This is a genomic window from Undibacterium sp. FT79W, assembly GCF_014284215.1.
In the GTDB taxonomy this organism is placed as follows: Bacteria; Pseudomonadota; Gammaproteobacteria; order Burkholderiales; family Burkholderiaceae_D; genus Undibacterium; species Undibacterium aquatile.
On sequence record NZ_JACOGB010000007.1, the window covers coordinates 230,651 to 251,388 of the forward strand.

Here is a 20,738-nt window from a genome sequence, read left to right on the forward strand (position 1 = left end):
CGGGTAGCCAAACACTGCACCAGCTTCTGGTGCAGTGCCGCGTCATTATTTAGTCAGGACAAAGCCCTTGAGTTTGGAAAATGCCGTTTCCAGCAATGCTTTTTGCTGTGCATAGTGCTTGTCATAGTAACCGACAGCTGGCGATGCACTCGCTGGACGACCTGCGTAAGCAAGTTTCTGGCCTTCTTCCAGACTTTCAAAAATATTGTGCTGAATCTGGAACCATGGACCTTGATTTTGCGGTTCATCCTGTGCCCACACCAACTCTGCCAGGTTAGGGAATTTTTTCAATTCCGCAGCGAAGCTCTTATGTGGGAATGGATACAACTGCTCAACACGGATGATCGCAGTATCTGTCTGCGCACGCTCTTTACGTGCATTGACCAGATCGTAGTACACCTTGCCGGAGCAAGCGATCACGCGTTTGACTTTCTTCGCATCGATCGTTTCGTCAACTTCACCAATCACAGTATGGAAGCTGCCTTTTGCCAAATCAGACAATGGAGAGCCTGCATCTTTGTTACGCAACAAGGATTTCGGCGTCATGATCACGAGTGGCTTGCGGAACTGACGAATCATCTGACGGCGCAACAGATGGAAAATCTGTGCTGCAGTTGTCGGCTGAACGACTTGCATATTGTTGTCTGCACACAATTGCAGGAAACGTTCAGGACGAGCGGATGAATGCTCAGGACCCTGACCTTCGTAACCATGCGGCAGCATCATGACCAGACCGCAGGCACGACCCCATTTCACTTCACCGGAACTGATGAACTGATCGATCACGACCTGCGCACCGTTAGCGAAATCGCCGAACTGTGCTTCCCAGATCGTCAGTGTGTTTGGCTCTGCTGTGGAATAACCATATTCAAAGCCCAGTACCGCTTCTTCTGACAAAACGGAATCGATAACAGTAAATGGTGCCTGTTTATCAGAGATATTTTGCAGAGGAATGTACGTACCTGCATCCCAGCGTTCACGTTTCTGATCATGCAGAACAGCATGACGATGAACGAAGGTACCACGACCTGCATCCTGACCTGTCAGGCGAATTGCATAACCTGAGGAAACCAGGGAAGCATAAGCAAGGTGTTCGCCCATACCCCAGTCCAGATTCATTTCACCACGACCCATCGTAGCGCGGTCGCCGAGAACTTTTTCTACCAGACTATGTGGTTTGAAGCCTTCAGGCACAACGGTAATACGCTCGGCCAGACGCTTGAGTTCAGTCAGCGGCACAGCGGTATCAGCCGCATCGGTCCATTTACGGTTCAGGAATGGAATCCAGTCAACCGCAAATTTGTTTTTAAAGTTAGAGATGACAGGGTCATGGGTATGTTTACCTGCATCCATCGCATCGCGATAAGCTTTCACCATCTGATCGCCGCCATCGGCAGGAATCGTACCTTGCGCAGCCAGCTTGTCCGCATACAATTTACGCGTACCAGGATGTTGTCCGATTTTTTTGTACATCAGCGGTTGCGTCAATGCTGGCGTATCTTGTTCGTTGTGACCCAATTTACGGTAGCAGATGATGTCGACAACGATGTCTTTCTTGAATTCCATACGGTAATCAAGAGCAATTTGCGTTGCCAGAACAACGGCTTCAGGATCATCCGCATTCACGTGCAATACCGGTGCTTCAATCATCTTGACGACGTCAGAGCAATACAATGTGGAACGGGAATCGCGTGGATCAGATGTCGTGAAACCGATCTGATTGTTAATTACGATATGCACTGTACCACCTGTGCCGTAGCCACGTGTCTGCGCCAGATTCAGTGTTTCCATCACAACGCCCTGCCCTGCGAACGCGGCATCGCCATGTACCAGAATAGGCAATACTTGTGAGCCATCTTTATCACCGCGACGATCCATACGCGCTTTGACAGAGCCTTCAACCACAGGATTAACGATTTCCAGATGGGAAGGATTGAATGCCAGAGACAGGTGAACCGGACCGCCTGGAGTAGAAATATCGGATGAGAAGCCTTGGTGGTATTTAACGTCGCCTGCTGGCAAGTCGTCACCGTGCTTGCCTTCAAATTCAGCAAACAAATCCTGCGGCATTTTACCCAGAGTATTGACCAGAACGTTCAGACGGCCACGGTGGGCCATACCGATAACGATTTCCTCGACACCGCGCTCACCGGCGCGCTGAATTGTTTCATCGATCGATGCGATGAAGCTTTCACCACCTTCAAGAGAGAAACGTTTCTGACCGACGTATTTAGTATGAAGATAGCGTTCCAGTCCTTCTGCTGCCGTCAAACGGTCGAGAATGTGTTTTTTCTTCTCTGGAGTAAAGGAAGGTGTGGAACGGATGGATTCAAGTTTTTGCTGTATCCAGCGTTTTTCAGCTGGATCGCTGATATACATGAACTCGGCGCCGATGGAACGGCAGTAAGTATCACGTAAAAAATTAATCAGGTCACGTAAAGAAGCTAATTCAGGTCCGAAATAGGTATTCGAGATATTGAATTTGATGTCCATGTCGGCATCGGTGAATCCGTAAAAGCTAGGATCCAGCTCAGGGATGCCTGGACGCTCCTGACGTTGCAAAGGATCAAGGTTAGCCCCCAGGAAACGATAAGCTGCAATCAGTTGCTGCGCGAAAACACGCTTACGTCCCATATCGGCATCGGCGTTTGCGCTGACGGCACGGATAGGACCTTGTTTTGCACGTTCTGCAAAAGAAGCAATCACGGGCGCGTGAGCAACGTCGGGCTTACTGGAGCCGTCAACTGCTGGCACGTGTTGCATGGCGTCGAAATACGCACGCCAGTTTTCAGGAACAGAACCGGGATTATTCAGATACGCTTCGTAAAGTTCCTCTACATACGGCGCATTGCCGCCGAACAAATACGAATTAGCGTTATATTGTTGCATCATCTTGCTCACCTTTCTTCGCGTTTCGCGAGATTAGCGGGTTAGTCTAACCTTCCGCGACACGGCCTGACCGGTTAGCGGATTGCACATCAAGTTGTGGGGAAGGGCTTGTTTCAAACTATTCTCGTATCGGAGTCAAAACGCACATCAATAACAATATATTTTTTGATTCCAAAACGAAAAAACATCTAAAATTTACATTCGAGCCGAAGCATAGCATATTTAACGAATAAAAAAAAAGCGAGCCACAAAGACTCGCTTTTTTCGATGCTGCAGTGCAGTAGCTGATCAACAGAATTAACGCTTATCAATCGCAGGAACGTCGCGCTTTGCGGCGCCAACGAACAATTGACGTGGACGTCCGATTTTTTGCTCAGGATCAGAAATCATCTCTTTCCATTGCGCGATCCAACCGACTGTACGTGCCAGAGCGAAAATACCAGTAAACAAGGCAGTTGGGATACCCAGTGCGCGCTGTACGATACCAGAGTAGAAGTCAACGTTCGGGTACAACTTACGGCTAACGAAGTATTCGTCTTCCAACGCGATTTTTTCCAGAGCCATTGCCAGTTTAAACAGTGGATCATCTTGCAGACCCAGTTCTTGCAATACTTCATAGCAAGTTTCGCGCATCAGTTTTGCACGTGGATCATAGTTTTTATAAACGCGATGACCAAAGCCCATCAGCTTGACGCCAGAGTTTTTGTCTTTGACCTGAGCGATGAAGTTAGGAATATTATCGACGCTGCCGATTTCTTCCAACATGCTCAGTGCAGCCTCATTTGCACCGCCGTGAGCAGGACCCCACAAGCAAGCAATACCAGCAGCGATACATGCAAATGGATTCGCGCCAGAAGAACCAGCCAGACGCACTGTCGATGTCGACGCGTTTTGCTCGTGATCTGCATGCAAAATCAGGATGCGATCCAAAGCACGAACCAGAACTTCATTGACTTTGTATTCTGCACATGGTGTCGAGAACATCATATGCATGAAGTTCGCGCTGTAAGACAAATCGTTACGTGGATAAACGAAAGGCTGACCAATAGAATATTTATATGCCATCGCAACCAGCGTCGGCATTTTTGCGATCAGACGAATCGCCGATACTTCACGGTGATGAGGATCATTGATATCCAGAGAATCGTGATAGAACGAAGACAACGCACCAACCGTACCAACCAGCACAGACATCGGATGTGCATCACGGCGGAAGCCACGGAAGAAGAATTGCATCTGTTCGTGAACCATCGTGTGATTAGTCACGGTCGCAACAAATTTTGCTTTTTCTTCTGCTGTCGGCAATTCACCATTCAGCAACAAATAGCAAGTTTCAAGAAAATCACCGCCGTTAACCGCTAACTGCTCAATCGGATAGCCGCGGTACAGCAACTCACCTTTATCACCATCAATATAGGTGATCGAAGAATTACATGCCGCAGTCGACATGAAACCTGGATCATATGTAAACATGCCAGTAGAGCCATACAACTTACGGATGTCTATAACATCAGGACCAATCGATCCCTTGTAAATCGGCATATCTAATGATGGCGAGCCATCAGAGAATGAGAGGGTTGCTTTTGTTTCAGAATTAGTCATGGCTCTTCCTTCAGATAAGAGGTGAGTCGTTAATCAAAAAAACACAAAAAAAATCATTTCCAGTCAGGCAATCCGCAGACGAGAGAGCAAAGCGTGAACATGTGGCAAATCCACTTCTGCTTCCGGCTCTTTCTTCGCCATTATCAAGTCCATCAGGACACTGTCTGACAATTCCATCAGGCGACTGAAGGCATCCACCTCTTCATCACTTAATGACTCTTCATTGATATCCAGAAATCGCGTCAGTATCAGATCGTTTTCCAATAATCCGCGTCGCGCACGCCAGCGAAGGCGAGCACGCTTCACCGGATCACTTTGATGAGAATTTCCTGCAAGCTCAGACATAGTTACTTTCTCTTTTAATGCTTCCATTTCATGCAGCTCTTCAAAAAAAACTGCATGAAATAGAAGTGGCGCCTGACAGCGCCACTTCAAATTGATCAGACTGCGCGACGAACCATTAATTCTTTGATTTTGCCGATTGCCCGGGTCGGGTTCAGACCTTTAGGGCAAACATCAACACAGTTCATGATTGAGTGACAACGGAACAGACGATATGGATCTTCCAGATTATCCAGACGCTGCGCAGTTGCTTCATCACGTGAATCTGCAATAAAACGGTATGCCTGCAACAGACCTGCAGGGCCTACGAATTTATCAGGATTCCACCAAAACGATGGGCATGATGTTGAGCAGCAGGCGCAAAGAATACATTCGTACAAGCCATCCAACTCTTCACGCTCTTCAGGTGATTGCAGACGCTCTTTTTCCGGAGGAATAGAGTCATTCATCAAGTAAGGCTTAATGGAATTGTATTGCTTGAAGAATTGCGTCATATCCACGATCAGATCGCGAATCACAGGCAAACCTGGCAAAGGACGCAAAACAATAGGCTCAGACAATTCATTCAGATTGGTAGTGCAAGCCAGACCATTCTTACCGTTGATATTCATCGCATCAGAACCGCACACACCTTCGCGGCATGAACGACGCAAAGCCAATGAATCATCAACGTCGGCTTTAATGCGTTGCAATGCATCAAGTAACATTTTGTCGGTATCTTGCAATTCGACGGTCAGATCCTGCATGTAAGGCTTTGCATCCTTATCAGGATCATAGCGATAAATTTTAAATTTCAGTGTACGTGCCATAGTGTTATCTCTTTAGAATGTACGAGCTTTTGGCTTGAAGGTTTCAACAGTCAGAGGCTTAGTCACAACTGGTTTGTAATCGAGGCGATTGCCTTCGGAATACCAGAGGGTATGCTTCATCCAGTTATCGTCATCACGTTTTTCGTAATCGCGGTGAGCATGCGCACCGCGAGATTCTTTACGTGCATTCGCCGATGTGATGGTCGCTTTCGCTGTTTCGATCAGGTTATCCAACTCCAGCGCTTCAACACGGGCTGTATTAAACACTTTGGATTTATCTTTAAACGAAACATGCTTACGGCGCTCATCAAGCTCCATAATTTCTTTGTAGCCTTCTTGCAGTAACTCGTCTGTACGGAATACGCCGCAATGCTGCTGCATCGTTTTCCGGATGGCATTTGCCACATCCTGAACGCGCTCTGAACCGGTAGAGTTTTCAATGCGTGATAAACGCTCCAAGGCAACATCCGCCGCGTCAGCAGGCAACTCTTTATTGCTACGTGCTTTAAGGTTGCTTGCAACGATATGATTACCCGCAGCACGCCCAAACACCAACAGATCAAGTAAAGAATTTGTACCCAGACGATTTGCACCATGCACAGATACGCAGGCACATTCACCGATCGCATACAAACCGTTGACAATTTCATTGCTGCCGTTTTTAGTCGTAACAACCTGACCATGAATATTGGTCGGAATACCACCCATCTGGTAGTGAATTGTCGGAACGACTGGAATAGGCTCTTTGGTTGCATCCACGTTCGCGAATTTATGCGCAATTTCGAGAATAGACGGCAAGCGTTTTTGAATTGTTTCAGCGCCAATGTGACGCAGATCCAGCATGACGTGATCTTTATTCGGACCACAGCCACGACCCTCTTTAATTTCCTGATCCATAGAACGGGAAACGAAATCACGTGGAGCCAGGTCTTTCAGTGTCGGCGCATAGCGCTCCATGAAACGCTCGCCCTGGCTATTTACCAGAATACCCCCCTCACCGCGCACACCTTCAGTGATCAAAACACCCGCGCCGGCAACACCAGTCGGATGAAACTGCCAGAATTCCATATCCTGCAAAGGCAAGCCAGCACGTGCGGCCATACCCATACCGTCACCGGTATTAATAAACGCATTCGTCGAAGCAGCCCAGATACGGCCAGCACCACCAGTAGCGAAAATCGTTTGCTTGGCTTCCAGCATCATCACTTCGCCAGTTTCCATCTCCAGCGCAACAACACCAACGACATCACCTTCAGCGTCACGGATTAGGTCTATCGCCATCCATTCAACGAAGAAGTGTGTACGGGCACGAACGTTGCGCTGATACAGCGTATGCAATAACGCATGACCGGTACGATCTGCTGCAGCGCAAGCACGCTGAACTGGCTTTTCACCGAAATTAGCAGTGTGACCGCCAAATGGACGTTGATAAATCGTGCCATCCGCATTGCGGTCGAATGGCATACCAAAATGCTCCAGTTCGTAGACCACTTTTGGTGCTTCGCGACACATAAATTCAATTGCATCCTGATCGCCAAGGTAATCACCACCCTTGACAGTATCAAACATGTGCCAGAACCAGTTATCCTCAGACATATTCCCTAAAGAAGCACCGATACCACCTTGCGCTGCAACCGTGTGAGAACGCGTTGGAAAAACCTTAGAGAGCACCGCGACATTCAGACCAGCTTCAGCCAATTGCAACGAAGCACGCATGCCTGAACCACCAGCACCGACGATAACCGCATCAAAACGACGGGTAGGAATTGCGGATTTAATTGCAGCCACTTTTATACTCTCCACAAAATCTGTGCTGCATAACCAGCACTAGCAACCAGCCACAAAATAGTGGCAACCTGAAATACCAGACGGACAAACACATTGTGTGTCACATAATCCATCCAGACATCACGCATACCAACCCAAGCGTGATACAACAAGCAGATAACTACGGAAAACGTCGCCAACTTAAACCATTGTTGAGCAAAAATTCCTGCCCAGCCTTCGTAAGTAAAGTTACTGCCCGTCAAAAACATCGCCAGCAAAATAACTGTGTACGATGCCATGACGATCGCCGTAACACGTTGTGCCAGCCAATCACGCACACCGTAATGTGCACCTACAACGAGGCGCTTAGGGCCAATGTTGTTATTTGCCATTTAAAATACTCCAAACAATTTCAAGCCGATCAAGGCAGCCAAAGAAACACTGACGATCAACACGCTTAAAGCAGATTTACGCGCTGTATGCTTATCAAGACCGTAGTGAAGATCCATAATCAAATGGCGTACACCTGCACAAAAGTGATGCAGATAGGCCCAGACGAGTGCGAGAATAACCAACTTAACAAATACGCCGGAAGTAAAACGCTGCAACTCCGCGAACGACACCTCAGAAGTAACGCTCTTGTCCAACAAATACAGAATGAAAGGCAACAACAAGAACATCAACATTCCACTAATGCGGTGCAAAATAGAAACCACACCCGCCAGCGGCAAGCGGTATCCAGTTGCATCTACCAGGCGCATCACTCCATAGCGCGGCCTGTTTTTCACTACTTCAGACATAAATAATCTCCCCATTAACTAGTCTGTACAAAAACCCTGCAATTTTCGCTCATTTTGGTGCGTTGCACCAACAAAAATGACCTCATTCTGCAAAACTTCTCTATCTTAATACTAAATACAATTATGCGCTGAGCTGACTCGGGCTAAAATCGCGCAAAAACCAGCTCAACTCACTAGCTCAATTCATTCCGGTAATGATGACTGGTCGTCAAATATAAACCTCGCCGCAACTCCACCGGTTTATCACCATAAGTAAAAGAAACACGCTCAACATTCAGTAGCGGCGTGCCCATATTCACATGCAGCAAATGCGCAGCGACATCGTCAGCACAGACCGCTCTGATCTGCTCGGAAGCGCGAATCATATGCGTACCAAACTCGGTCTCAAACAAACCGTACATCGGTCCCTTATATTCATTCAGACGTTCCGCCGTCAAACCCTTAAAAATAGAGCCCGGCAACCACAAATCATCAAGAATTGTCGGCACACCCGAAAATGACTGAACCCGACGAATAAAGACCACAGAATCACCGGACTTAATCTCAAGCAAGCGCGCAACCTCAGCCGGCGCCCGCAAACGGCGGACTTCAATAATTTGATTTTCGGGATAATGTGGCACGCCTTCATCCGGCGCCAATCTGAGAAAACGGAACTGTGCTCTTGCCTCGTGATGAGTCGCAACGAAAGTCCCCTTCCCCTGGCGACGTACCACCAGATTTTCAGCAGACAATTCGTCGATTGCTTTGCGCACCGTTCCCTGACTAACCTTAAAGCGACTCGCCAACTCCATCTCACTGGGAATGAGCTCGCCCGGCTTCCACTCTCCGGATTGCAAACCCTGAGTAATCAATGCTTTGATTTGCTGATAAAGAGGACTAAAGGTTGGTGCCGCACCGGCAACCGAACCTGCAACGCCAGCGCCAGAGCTCATCGAGCTCCCCGGATAAATATTGGCATTTGGTGTGATAGAAGTCATAGTCCGCAATTTCACCACAAAAACACCCATCACGTCCACAAATAACTAGCAACTTATATGTCTTATATAAGACATAAGATAGTGATTGACATGGTAAAACATAGAGCCTACACTCGCGTCCGAGCGATTGACACTGATAGCAGCAAAGGCGTAAATGCAGCAAACAACTATCAGGCAATATAGTTTGGATATCTGCAATGTAAAGCGAAAAGCGCATGGAAACATGTATTTTGGCTGACCAGCAGACAATTTCAGCGGTATCATTGAGTATTTTCCGTTGCGGGCCAGTATCGTCGCAACATGTTTGAACATCATTTTTCATACCACTTTTCGGAGATGCATCATGGCTAAATCCCCTATGCGCGTAGCTGTTACCGGCGCTGCTGGTCAAATCGGTTATTCCCTTCTGTTCCGTATTGCTAATGGCGATATGCTTGGTAAAGATCAGCCAGTCATTCTGCAATTACTGGAAATCCCAGACGAAAAAGCTCAAAAAGCGCTGAAAGGCGTGATGATGGAAATCGACGATTGCGCGTTCCCATTACTGGCTGGCATGACAGCACACAGCGATCCGATGACTGCATTCAAAGACATCGACGTTGCTTTGTTAGTTGGCGCACGTCCACGTGGCCCAGGCATGGAACGTAAAGATCTGCTCGAAGCCAATGCGCAGATTTTCACAGTTCAAGGTAAAGCGTTAGATGCAGTTGCATCACGCAATGTCAAAGTTCTGGTGGTTGGCAATCCAGCTAACACGAACGCTTACATCGCAATGAAATCCGCACCTAATCTGCCTGCGAAAAACTTCACTGCAATGCTGCGTCTGGATCACAATCGCGCCTTGTCTCAAGTTGCCGCAAAAATTGGCAAGCCAGTTGCTGCGATTGAAAAACTCTGCGTATGGGGCAATCATTCTCCAACAATGTATGCTGACTATCGTTTTGCAACTGCAGATGGCGCTTCCGTTAAAGACCTGATCAACGATCAAGTCTGGAACAAAGACGTATTCCTGCCAACAGTAGGCAAACGCGGCGCAGCAATCATCGAAGCACGTGGCCTGTCTTCTGCAGCCTCTGCAGCGAATGCAGCAATCGATCACGTACGTGACTGGGTTTTGGGCACAAACGGTAAATGGACAACGATGGGTATTCCTTCCGATGGCTCTTATGGCATTCCTGAAGGCACCATGTTCGGCTTCCCTGTGACAACAGAAAACGGCGAATACAAAATCGTTCAGGGTCTGGAAATCGACGAATTCTCTCGTGAACGCATCAACATCACCCTCAACGAGTTGCAAGAAGAGCGTGATGGTGTAAAACATCTGGTTGGCTGATTTAAATAAAGGCAGAATTCATTTGAATGTGAACTCTGCCTGTCAGCATTTTATTGCCATAGCCTGATGCATCCTTCTCAAGCCTTATTTCAGGATCAGCTAACACCGGTATTTTTACCGGTTTGCGATCACTATGCAGGTTCAGAAAAGTTAATGCGGAAGTCTATGGCACTCCAGCAAACGCTTGGTGCTGTGTTTGACATCACGTTTGATTGCGAAGATGGTGCCGCGACCGGCAATGAAACCGAGCACGCCAGACTGGTAGCAGATCTGCTGAATAGCCAGGAAAATCGTCACAATCGCATCGGTGTCAGAGTACACGACCTCCACCACGCGGCGTTTGAACAGGATTTATCAATCATATTGCCAGCCGCAGCAAATAAACTGGCTTATGTCGTATTACCCAAAGTTGACTCAGCACCGCAGGTTACAGCCGCGATAAAAAGAATAAATTTGCATGCGGAAGCCGCTGGCAGAAAGCATTTACCCGTTCATGTCCTGATTGAATCACATGAAGCACTTGCAAATGTAATGGCGATCGCAGCTATTCCACAAGTTGAATGCCTGTCATTTGGAATTATGGATTTTGTCTCGGCTCATTTTGGCGCAATTCCTGCTACCGCAATGCGTTCGCCAGGGCAATTTGAGCACCCTTTAGTGGTTCGTGCAAAACTTGAAATAGCTGCGGCTTGCCATCGTTACGGAAAAGTACCATCACACAATGTAACAACAGAAATCAAGGACTCCAGTATCATCACCAATGATGCAAAGCGAGCGAAAAATGATTTAGGTTACACGCGCATGTGGAGTATTCACCCAGATCAGATTCAAACGATCATCACGACAATGGCGCCTCAATTTGATGAAGTTGTTGAGGCAACCGATATACTGATGGCTGCACAACAAAAACAATGGGCTCCGATTCAATTTCAGGGGAAATTGCATGACAGAGCCAGTTATCGTTACTACTGGACCATCTTGAAACGCGCCGCATCAGGTGCGACTAACTTGCCAGCAATGGCGCAAGCATTACTTAAAGGAGACTCTCTATGAATACCTTGTCACTCCGCATCGCAGGCTTGGTGTTTGCCGGCAGCTTTATTTTTTCTCCAATGACAGCACAAGCTGAAATCGCAAAAAACAAAGCGAAAGTGTCCTCAAAAGCAAGCAAGACTCCAACACACTCTGCCAAGGACGAGGAAGAAGCTGAGCCGGATGTGCAATTGCATGCCAGTGCTGATTACAAATGTGAACTGGGCAATTCCCTCACCATGTACAGCAACGCAGACGATCCACAACATATCGCAATGCGTTGGAAAAAACGCCTGTACCGCATGTCCCGCGTGGAAACGACGACAGGCGCACATCGCTTCGAAAATACGAAGGCGGGCTTTATCTGGATAGGCATTCCTGCGAAAGGACTGCTGCTTGATTCTCGCAAAGGTCTGCAACTTGCAAACGAGTGCAAGACTGCACAACAAGTATTGGCGGAATCGTCTGCAAGCACCGACAGTGCTGTACAAACAAAGTAGTTTTCAAGCTTTTAAGGTTCAAGTCCACGTCACCCAATGTATACACATATCTGTATATGCATAGAGCGACATGGGATAGTAGTAAACATGTTATTTGATCTTTGATTTTTGTAAATAAGGAACAGCCATGAGCCAAAATGCGTATCAAGATGCATTCAAAACCCTGAAAGATTTTAAAATTTCAGACACGAAGAAAGGCAAGTTCTTCTCTTTGCCTGCACTGGAAAAAACCCTGGACGTTAAAATCTCCCGTCTGCCAGTTTCCATTCGCGTGGTTCTGGAATCTGTTCTGCGTAACTGCGACGGCAAAAAAGTTACTGAAGAACACGTTAAGCAATTAGCTAATTGGGGTGCAACAGCTTCCCGCGTTGACGAAATCCCATTCGTGGTTTCCCGCGTTGTGCTGCAAGACTTTACCGGCGTTCCTCTGCTGGCCGATCTGGCAGCAATGCGTAACGTCGCCGCAAAACAAGGCAAAAATCCAAAAAATATCGAGCCATTGGTTCCAGTTGATCTGGTCGTGGATCACTCTGTACAAATCGATCATTTCCGCGAAAAGAAAGCGCTGGACCTGAACATGAAACTGGAATTCTCGCGCAACAACGAGCGCTATCAGTTCATGAAATGGGGCATGCAGGCGTTTGATACGTTCGGCGTGGTTCCTCCTGGCTTCGGTATCGTTCACCAAGTTAACCTTGAGTACCTTGCACGTGGCGTACACAAAGTTAAAGACGCGAAGAAAAATGAAGTTTACTACCCTGACACATTGGTAGGTACTGATTCTCACACCACCATGATCAACGGTATTGGCGTGGTTGGCTGGGGCGTGGGTGGTATCGAAGCTGAAGCCGGCATGCTCGGTCAGCCAGTGTACTTCCTGACACCTGACGTGGTTGGTGTGAACCTGACTGGCGCATTGCGCGAAGGCTGCACTGCAACTGACCTGGTACTGACAATCACTGAATTGCTGCGTAAAGCAAAAGTCGTTGGTAAATTCGTTGAATTCTTCGGCGAAGGCACACGCACATTATCCCTGACAGATCGTGCAACTATCGCCAACATGGCACCGGAATACGGCGCAACGATGGGCTTCTTCCCAGTTGACGAAGCAACCATCGACTATTTCAAAGGTACAGGCCGCACTAAAGCAGAAATCGACGCATTCGAAGGCTATTTCAAAGCACAGAAAATGTTCGGTATTCCGAAAAAAGGCGACATCGATTACACCACTGAAATTTCGCTGGATCTGTCGACAGTTTCTCCATCATTGGCGGGTCCTAAGCGTCCACAGGATCGTATCGAAATCGGTAACGTTAAATCGACATTCGCTGACCTGTTTGCAAAACCAACATCTGAAAACGGCTTCAACAAAAAAATTGAAGATCTGGATGCGGAATACACCAACGCTGATGGCGTCAAAGTTAAGAACGGCGATGTTCTGATTGCGGCGATTACTTCTTGCACTAACACATCCAATCCTAGCGTTTTGCTGGCCGCTGGTTTGTTAGCGAAAAAAGCAGTTGAAGCTGGTTTGAAAGTAGCTCCGCATATCAAAACTTCGCTGGCGCCTGGCTCCCGCGTCGTCACTAAATATCTGGAAGCGGCTGGCCTGTTGCCATATCTGGAAAAACTGGGTTTCGGCGTGACTGCCTATGGTTGCACCACCTGTATCGGTAACGCCGGTGATCTGACCCCAGCAATGAATGAAGCGATCGTTGCTAACGACGTCGTAGCATCTGCTGTATTGTCTGGTAACCGTAACTTTGAAGCACGTATTCACCCGAATATCCGCTCCAACTTCCTGGCGTCCCCTCCACTCGTCGTTGCTTACGCTATTGCTGGCAACATGACGAAAGATCTGATGACAGAACCAGTTGGTCGCGTTAAAGGTAAAGACATTTTCCTGGGCGATATCTGGCCAACCAGCGCAGAAATTCAAAAACTGATGAAGTTTGCGATGAATGCAAAAACATTCAAAGACAACTATGCTGACGTTAAAGGCGCACCAGGTAAGCTGTGGGAAAACATCAAGGGTGTAGCAGAAGGCGAAGTCTACAACTGGCCTGCTTCCACTTACATTGCTGAGCCACCATTCTTTGCTGACTTCGCTATGGAGCCAAAAGCTGCTGCGACTGGCATCACTGGCGCACGCGCACTGGGCGTATTTGGTGACTCCATCACGACTGACCATATTTCTCCAGCTGGCTCTATCAAAGAATCCAGCCCAGCAGGTAAATGGCTGAAAGAAAATGGCGTATTGAAGGCTGACTTCAACTCCTACGGTTCACGTCGTGGTAACCACGAAATCATGATGCGCGGTACATTTGCCAATGTTCGTATCAAAAACCTGATGATCCCTGCGAAAGAAGATGGCTCCCGCGTTGAAGGTGGCGAAACATTGTTCCAGCCAACTGGCGAACAAATGGCGATTTACGATGCAGCGATGAAATACGTTGCTGAAGGTACGCCAACCATGATCTTCGGCGGCGAAGAATACGGTACAGGCTCTTCCCGTGACTGGGCTGCCAAAGGTACGCAATTGCTGGGCGTCAAAGCAGTGATCGCACGCTCTTTCGAGCGTATCCACCGCTCCAACCTGGTTGGTATGGGTGTATTGCCTTTGCAATTCCTGGGCACAGACAGCGTTGACTCCTTAGGCATCACAGGCAATGAATCCTTTGATCTGAAAGGCATAGAGAACGATATCAAACCTCAACAGGAAGTCACTCTGGTTATCCACCGTGCTAACGGTGAAACTCAGGAAGTGAAAGTTCTGTTGCGCATTGATACGCCTATCGAAGTTGATTACTACAAACATGGCGGTATCCTGCCATTCGTCTTGCGTCAATTATTGTCGGCAGCGTAATGCATCAATGCCGCTGTCAAAACAGCGGCATTGTGAAATAAAAATGGGGTGCACTCCTTCTGGAATGCACCCCATTTTTTTGCCTGACAATCTTTAAGCTTGAGTATGATTGCAAGGAAGTTGTAAGCCAGCCCGTTTAATGTAACGCTATGCCTGAATTACATCTGCCGTGTCGCAGACGGCATTCAAACAATCAGATACTAAAACAGTTTTAAATTCTTTCAGGAGACAACTATGTGGAAAATTCTCGTCGGTTTTATTATTTTTGCCGCAGCAGCACTGTTTTTAATTTTCAAAGCTGGCGACAAAGTTGATATGCAAGGCGAAGCGGCCGGTCATAATCCAACCGAAGTTCACTCCGCATCCGCCAGCGCCGAAGCCACTACACCAGCACCTGTTGCCGCCCCTGCTCCAGCCAGCGATGCCGCTGCCAGCAGCAAATAATTTAGTCGCTCGTCTCTGCATCAATCCATTTATTTTCTGTATTGATTGCCGAGTAAAAAAAGCTGCCATATTTCAGGCAGCTTTTTTCATTTCTGCCAACGCCTGCTCAATGTCAGCGATCAAATCTGCCGGCTCTTCCAGGCCGATATTAAAGCGCACCAGAATACCTCTGAATTGCCAGCGATCCCGCATCTGTTCTATGCGGTAAGGCAGGCACAGGCTGTGCGCGCCGCCCCAGCTGAAACCAATCTTGAATAAGTTCAGACTATCGACAAAACGATCCGTTTGCTGCTCAGTATAACGCTCATCAAACAGCACTGAGAACAAGCCACCTGCTCCACTGAAATCACGCTTCCAGATCTCATGCCCGGGACAATCCGGAAAAGCAGGATGCAACACGGTGCTGATCTCCGGCCGCTGCACCAGCCAGGCGGCGACTTCACGCGCACTGCGATCATGCGCATCAAAACGCAATTTCAGGCTGGGTAAATTACGCAGTACCAGATATACATCATCCATGCCCACACCAAAGCCCAGGCGCATGTGCGCAAGCTGCAAACGCGTATTGAGTGCTTTGTCTTTGGTGATGACAGCACCCATTAACACATCCGAGCCACCACTCTGGTATTTTGTCAGCGCCTGCATGATGATATCCACGCCATGTGCAAACGCCGGAAAGGCGATACCCGCAGACCAGGTGTTATCGAGCGCCACCAAAACTCCCCGGGCGTGTGCAGCAGCACAGATCGCCGGAATATCAGGCACCTCCATCGATACCGAACCCGGTGCTTCGGTCCAGATCAAACGGGTATTTTCCTGAATCAACGCAGCAATGCCTGCACCAATCAAAGGATCATAAAAGCGTGCGCTGATACCATAATTCTGACTCAGCCAATTCGCCAGATCGCGATTCGGGTTATAGACGTTATCCGGAATCAATACATCGTCACCACTTTTCAGCAATGCCAGATCTATCAGCGTGATTGCCGCCAGCCCACTCGGCACTAACAGGCAATGATTGCCCTGCTCTATTTCTGCTAAACGCGCCTCAAGGGTAAAACTGGTTGGTGTGCCATGCAGACCATAGGTGTACGAGGATTTATCCTGCCAACTGCGTGATCTCATCGCGTCGACACTGTCGAACAACACTGTCGACGCGTGATGAATAGCGACCGGAAACGCACCAAAACCATCTGGCGCTGTATAAGCACTATGAATCGCACGGGTAGCAACACCAGAGATCTGAGCTTCTTTTTTTGTCATATAACACCTTGATTGATTCAGTAATATCAAAACATCCCAGCACACATCTGTGCAAAGAATATACTCCCCCCAGTATATTGAGAGCCCAATATTCACAAGGAGATTTCATACATTTACTTAAAAAAATGGGGGGGTATCTATCAAAACCAGATTTTACCGGCCAGTTATCTACATCATCAGCACAACTGACACCGATCAGCAGCAATCATTCCCCCCATCAAAAACAGAACATCATAGTAATTTTGTAAAACATCGTTTCAACGCGGCAAAAACCAGCATGACTGAGGGCCAACATAAATTTCCTGTAATAAAAGTCGATTAGAATGACGCCTTTGTATCCAAGAGGACATCGCTATTTTTGCCCTTGTATCTGTCCGACCAGCAGACGCAAAAAATGCGGCCATATCAATCATTGACTACGCCACACTAAAACGAACGTACACACCCGTATTTGCAATGAGATGAATGTCCTCCTTTTAATACTCCGTAGTAGCTTACTCGTATATCTGATTCTGATTCCAGTCTTGACCCAGGCAGCGATCACCCGGGTCATCTATTCTGCCGGCGAAGTTCAGAATGAAACGCGTTTTAATGACGTGATTGAAATTCTGTGTACCGCACTGGAAAAGACGCGCTCACGATACGGTGATTATGAGTGTCTTCCAGACGCGCAAATCATGCCAAAAAAACGGGTATTACAAGAACTGGAAAAAAACGAACATAACATTAATGTCACGTGGAATCCAACCTCGATCGAGTTGGAACAGCGTTTTGCGACGATACGCTTCCCTTTGCGCAAAGGCTTGCTCGGCTATCGCGTTCTTCTGATCAACAAAGAAAATCAGCCAAAATTTGATCAGATAAAGACGCCGGAAGACCTGAAAAAAGTAAGCCTTGGTCAGGGTGTGGACTGGAATGACAATGCAATCTACGAGAACTACGGCATCAGGGTTATACAGGGAAAATATTCCCAGCTTTTCAAAATGCTGACCGCCAATCGTTTCGATGGATTTCCACGTGGAATTGGCGAAATCCTGACCGAGTACGAAAAAAATAAAGAACGCAATCCAGAACTGAGCATAGAAAAGAATCTGCTGATTTACTATCCGTTTCCCTACTATTTTTTCTTCAACAAACAAGATACTGCGATACGGGACAGAGTGGAAACAGGCTTACGCATCATGCAAAAAGATGGCAGCTTCGATGCGATCTTCAATAAATACCATCAAGATGCAATCGAAAAGCTGAATTTAAAAGGACGCAACGTTATACGTCTGAGCAACCCGCTGCTTCCCAAAAATACACCGGTGAACGATGCAAAACTTTGGTATGCTCCCGTCAGGTAGCATGAACATGCAGCATATTTGCCGCTCAGGTTTGCGGACACTATCTGTATAAAAAAAGGCGCTGGATGCGCCTTTTTTTATTTCTTGCTGCGTCGCTTTTTCGTTTTCTGTAGATCAGTATTCACTATCTCTAACGTAAAATCCTGCCGGACATTGCCATCGGCGGATAACCAGATGCCAAGCACAGTTTGCCCTTGAAGATCACCATCCCATTGACCGGAAACATCCGTACCATCCACCGATTCCTCCATACTCAGTCTGTCTGCGGTCACCTCCCCGGCAAGCAAAATTTTCTGACTTTGCTGCGCACCTGCGACGACGACATAACTGCCTTCAACACTGTCGCGATCTTCGGTTTTAGGTTGCAAATGCATACGCACCTGCTTAGCACCCAATTGTCCACGCAACTCTATGGCTCTGGCAAACACAGGATTCGACATCGCACCAGCAGTTTGCAGCTCCTGCGCCTGAACTGTCCCTATACACAGGCAAGCAATCAGCGATAGTCTGACTGACAACATCCACTTCATCAAACTGCCTCACCCCACAAGTCATGCGCATCCGCTGCGGTAATGGTGACGTTCACGAATTCCCCCACCTTCAGCTTGCGGTGCGGCTCAAATGGCGGCTTGACGTAAACAACACCGTCAATTTCCGGCGCATCCGCAGACGAGCGGCCGACGCCACCACTACGATCAAGAGAATCTATCAATACACGCACCGTTTTACCAATTTTCGCCTGCAAACGTTTTTTAGAAATTTCTTCCTGCAACTCCATCACGCGACGGCGACGATCTTCGCGAACATCGTCTGGTAATTGATTGGCTAATTCGTTGGCTGTTGCACCTTCCACCGGTGAATACGCAAAACAACCAAGTCGGTCGATTTCTGCTTCTTTCAAAAAATCCAGAAGGTATTCAAATTCTTCTTCCGTCTCACCGGGAAAACCAGCGATAAAGGTCGAGCGTATCGTGATTTCCGGACACATCTCGCGCCAGGCCTTGATACGTTCTATATTTTTTTCGCCACTGGCTGGGCGCTTCATCCGTTTCAGCACATCGGGGTGTGCATGTTGCAGTGGCACATCCAGATAAGGCAAAACATGGCCATTGTTCATGAATGGGATAATCTGATCCACGTGCGGATAAGGATAGACATAATGCAGACGTACCCATGCATCGTATTGCTTCGCGAGTTCACCGAGCGCTTCGACCAGTTGCGTCATGTGTGTTTTGACTGGTTTGCCGTTCCAGAAGCCGGTGCGGAACTTCACGTCCACGCCATAGGCACTGGTATCCTGCGAAATGACCAACAACTCTTTCACACCAGCTTTGAACAGGTTTTCCGCTTCCAGCATCACATCCGCGATTGGACGCGACACCAAATCGCCACGCATTGAAGGAATAATGCAGAAACTGCAGCGATGATTACAACCTTCAGAAATCTTGAGATAAGCAAAATGCTTAGGGGTCAGCTTCACGCCCTGCGCCGGCACGAGATCAATGAAAGGCTCGTGCGGCTTAGGTAAATGCTTATGGACTGCAGTCATTACCTCACTCAAGGCGTGCGGACCGGTCACTTCCAGAACTTTGGGATGAATAGACTGAATCATGTCGTTGCCGTCCGCGTCCTTCTTCGCACCTAGGCAACCAGTAACAATCACCTTGCCGTTTTCAGCCAAAGCTTCACCGATGGCATCAAGAGACTCCTGAACCGCCGCATCAATAAATCCGCAGGTATTGACGATGACCAGATCGGCTCCGTCATAAGATTTCGCGGTTTCATATCCTTCAGCACGAAGCTGGGTCAGGATTTGTTCAGAGTCAACCAGTGCCTTCGGGCAGCCGAGGGAGACGAATCCAACTTTAGGGGAGTTCGTGACTTCGGGACGGCGTATTTCAGTAATGGACATAACGGTGCGTAAATAACAAAAAGGGTACAAAAGCGAATCCGCCATTGTACCCTTTACCACCTTTTCTTGCCCAGCTTAGCATGAAAATTCCTGAAAAATCAGAGGCTTAAGCTGTCGCAATTAAAATGCCTGCTTACTTTTTATTCACATCTTCCGGGTTAAACGGAAAAACATTGAATATATTTTTCGCCTGATTTTGCATCTGCTCCTGCATTTGTACGAACAGATTTTTACTTTGATCGATGTAATTACCCATCATGCCTTGCATCATCGGTCCCTGGACATTCATGAATTGCGTCCACATTTCAGGGCTGAACGGCTTACCTTCGTAGATTCCTTTGGAATTTTCAGCCAGTTTATTCTGAATATCAATGAATGCCTGCACGTTTTTTTCAAGATAATTACCCATCATTCCCTGCATGGCATGACCGTAGTAACGAATGATCTGGGATAACACAACGCTGGAAAACATAGGTGAGCCACCGGCCTCTTCTTCGAGAATAATCTGCAGCAAAATACTACGCGTCAGATCTTCACCCGTTTTAGCATCAACCACGGCGAAATCGTCGTTTTCAAGCACAAACTGCTTTACATCCACTAAGGTAATGTAACTACTCGTTTGCGTATCGTAGAGACGGCGATTTGGATATTTTTTAATCAGATGCTGTGTTGATTTTTTTGCGCTATTCATTGAAATCTCAATTGATAACTTACACATCCGGCTTCATCGCGAAATCAAGTTTCGACTAAATAAAACCAAGACTCACTCAAACAAACGCACGCACTCTTATACCATTGAGTACAGCAATTTGATTGTCCCCTTTTTATCGCTATTTTTAACGTTGTTTTTTAAATT

The 20,738-nt window shown here is 47.5% G+C and carries 18 protein-coding genes; 6 read left to right on the forward strand and 12 right to left on the reverse strand.

The window, feature by feature from the left end; all coding sequences use genetic code 11:
- Positions 1–45: 45 nt before the first annotated feature.
- The 8 genes from H8K38_RS14310 to H8K38_RS14345 all read right to left on the reverse strand — a co-directional run bounded on the left by H8K38_RS14310 (position 46) and on the right by H8K38_RS14345 (position 9,186).
- Positions 46–2,892 carry a 2-oxoglutarate dehydrogenase E1 component gene (locus tag H8K38_RS14310; protein ID WP_186885505.1) on the reverse strand — a complete coding sequence of 949 codons (2,847 nt, stop codon included), beginning with the start codon at positions 2,890–2,892 and terminating at the stop codon, positions 46–48.
- Between the two features lie 294 nt (positions 2,893–3,186).
- Entirely contained in the window at positions 3,187–4,491 is a 1,305-nt protein-coding gene (gene gltA / locus H8K38_RS14315; RefSeq protein ID WP_186885506.1) for a citrate synthase, read from the reverse strand.
- Between the two features lie 63 nt (positions 4,492–4,554).
- Positions 4,555–4,836, reverse strand: coding sequence for a succinate dehydrogenase assembly factor 2 (locus H8K38_RS14320; RefSeq protein WP_186885507.1), 282 nt, complete (start codon positions 4,834–4,836; stop codon positions 4,555–4,557).
- 95 nt (positions 4,837–4,931) lie between these two features.
- Entirely contained in the window at positions 4,932–5,642 is a 711-nt protein-coding gene (locus H8K38_RS14325) for a succinate dehydrogenase iron-sulfur subunit (RefSeq protein WP_186885508.1), read from the reverse strand.
- A gap of 12 nt (positions 5,643–5,654) precedes the next feature.
- The gene (gene sdhA, locus H8K38_RS14330) at positions 5,655–7,430 is read right to left on the reverse strand and encodes a succinate dehydrogenase flavoprotein subunit (protein ID WP_186885509.1); all 1,776 of its coding nucleotides are present in this window, start codon (positions 7,428–7,430) and stop codon (positions 5,655–5,657) included.
- A 2-nt stretch (positions 7,431–7,432) separates the two neighbouring features.
- Positions 7,433–7,801: a succinate dehydrogenase, hydrophobic membrane anchor protein gene (gene sdhD, locus H8K38_RS14335; RefSeq protein WP_186885510.1), complete on the reverse strand. Its 369-nt coding sequence runs from the start codon at positions 7,799–7,801 to the stop codon at positions 7,433–7,435.
- Positions 7,802–8,209 (reverse strand): succinate dehydrogenase, cytochrome b556 subunit, encoded by a 408-nt coding sequence (gene sdhC / locus H8K38_RS14340; protein WP_186885511.1) that lies wholly within the window; start codon positions 8,207–8,209, stop codon positions 7,802–7,804.
- A gap of 173 nt (positions 8,210–8,382) precedes the next feature.
- Positions 8,383–9,186, reverse strand: a complete 804-nt coding sequence (locus tag H8K38_RS14345; RefSeq protein ID WP_186885512.1) for a GntR family transcriptional regulator — start codon at positions 9,184–9,186, stop codon at positions 8,383–8,385.
- Between the two features lie 343 nt (positions 9,187–9,529).
- On the opposite strand from H8K38_RS14345, the gene H8K38_RS14350 reads away from it, so the two are divergent.
- The 5 genes from H8K38_RS14350 (at position 9,530) to H8K38_RS14370 (ending at position 15,361) form a co-directional block, all read left to right on the forward strand.
- Positions 9,530–10,519: a malate dehydrogenase gene (locus H8K38_RS14350; RefSeq protein WP_186885513.1), complete on the forward strand. Its 990-nt coding sequence runs from the start codon at positions 9,530–9,532 to the stop codon at positions 10,517–10,519.
- Between the two features lie 165 nt (positions 10,520–10,684).
- Positions 10,685–11,572 carry a CoA ester lyase gene (locus tag H8K38_RS14355; protein WP_370587100.1) on the forward strand — a complete coding sequence of 296 codons (888 nt, stop codon included), beginning with the start codon at positions 10,685–10,687 and terminating at the stop codon, positions 11,570–11,572.
- Positions 11,569–12,051: a hypothetical protein gene (locus H8K38_RS14360; RefSeq protein ID WP_186885515.1), complete on the forward strand. Its 483-nt coding sequence runs from the start codon at positions 11,569–11,571 to the stop codon at positions 12,049–12,051. Before H8K38_RS14355 ends, H8K38_RS14360 begins: the two co-directional genes overlap by 4 nt.
- Before the next feature lie 127 nt (positions 12,052–12,178).
- Positions 12,179–14,917 carry an aconitate hydratase AcnA gene (gene acnA, locus H8K38_RS14365; protein ID WP_186885516.1) on the forward strand — a complete coding sequence of 913 codons (2,739 nt, stop codon included), beginning with the start codon at positions 12,179–12,181 and terminating at the stop codon, positions 14,915–14,917.
- A gap of 234 nt (positions 14,918–15,151) precedes the next feature.
- Positions 15,152–15,361: a hypothetical protein gene (locus tag H8K38_RS14370; RefSeq protein ID WP_186885517.1), complete on the forward strand. Its 210-nt coding sequence runs from the start codon at positions 15,152–15,154 to the stop codon at positions 15,359–15,361.
- A 72-nt stretch (positions 15,362–15,433) separates the two neighbouring features.
- Here the strand turns inward: H8K38_RS14370 and H8K38_RS14375 are convergent, their stop codons facing one another.
- The gene (locus tag H8K38_RS14375; protein ID WP_186885518.1) at positions 15,434–16,624 is read right to left on the reverse strand and encodes a cystathionine beta-lyase; all 1,191 of its coding nucleotides are present in this window, start codon (positions 16,622–16,624) and stop codon (positions 15,434–15,436) included.
- 461 nt (positions 16,625–17,085) lie between these two features.
- Between H8K38_RS14375 and H8K38_RS14380 the strand changes: the two genes are divergently transcribed.
- Positions 17,086–17,970, forward strand: a complete 885-nt coding sequence (locus tag H8K38_RS14380; RefSeq protein ID WP_186885519.1) for a transporter substrate-binding domain-containing protein — start codon at positions 17,086–17,088, stop codon at positions 17,968–17,970.
- Between the two features lie 77 nt (positions 17,971–18,047).
- Here H8K38_RS14380 and H8K38_RS14385 read toward each other — a convergent pair whose 3' ends face one another.
- The 3 genes from H8K38_RS14385 to phaR all read right to left on the reverse strand — a co-directional run bounded on the left by H8K38_RS14385 (position 18,048) and on the right by phaR (position 20,573).
- Positions 18,048–18,500, reverse strand: coding sequence for a hypothetical protein (locus H8K38_RS14385; RefSeq protein WP_186885520.1), 453 nt, complete (start codon positions 18,498–18,500; stop codon positions 18,048–18,050).
- Complete coding sequence (gene rimO / locus H8K38_RS14390) at positions 18,500–19,882, reverse strand: 30S ribosomal protein S12 methylthiotransferase RimO (protein ID WP_186885521.1); 1,383 nt, start codon at positions 19,880–19,882, stop codon at positions 18,500–18,502. The genes H8K38_RS14385 and rimO overlap by 1 nt, the downstream gene beginning before the upstream one ends.
- 133 nt (positions 19,883–20,015) lie before the next feature.
- On the reverse strand, positions 20,016–20,573 hold the full coding sequence (phaR, locus tag H8K38_RS14395; protein ID WP_186885522.1) for a polyhydroxyalkanoate synthesis repressor PhaR: 558 nt from the start codon (positions 20,571–20,573) through the stop codon (positions 20,016–20,018).
- Positions 20,574–20,738: the final 165 nt, after the last annotated feature.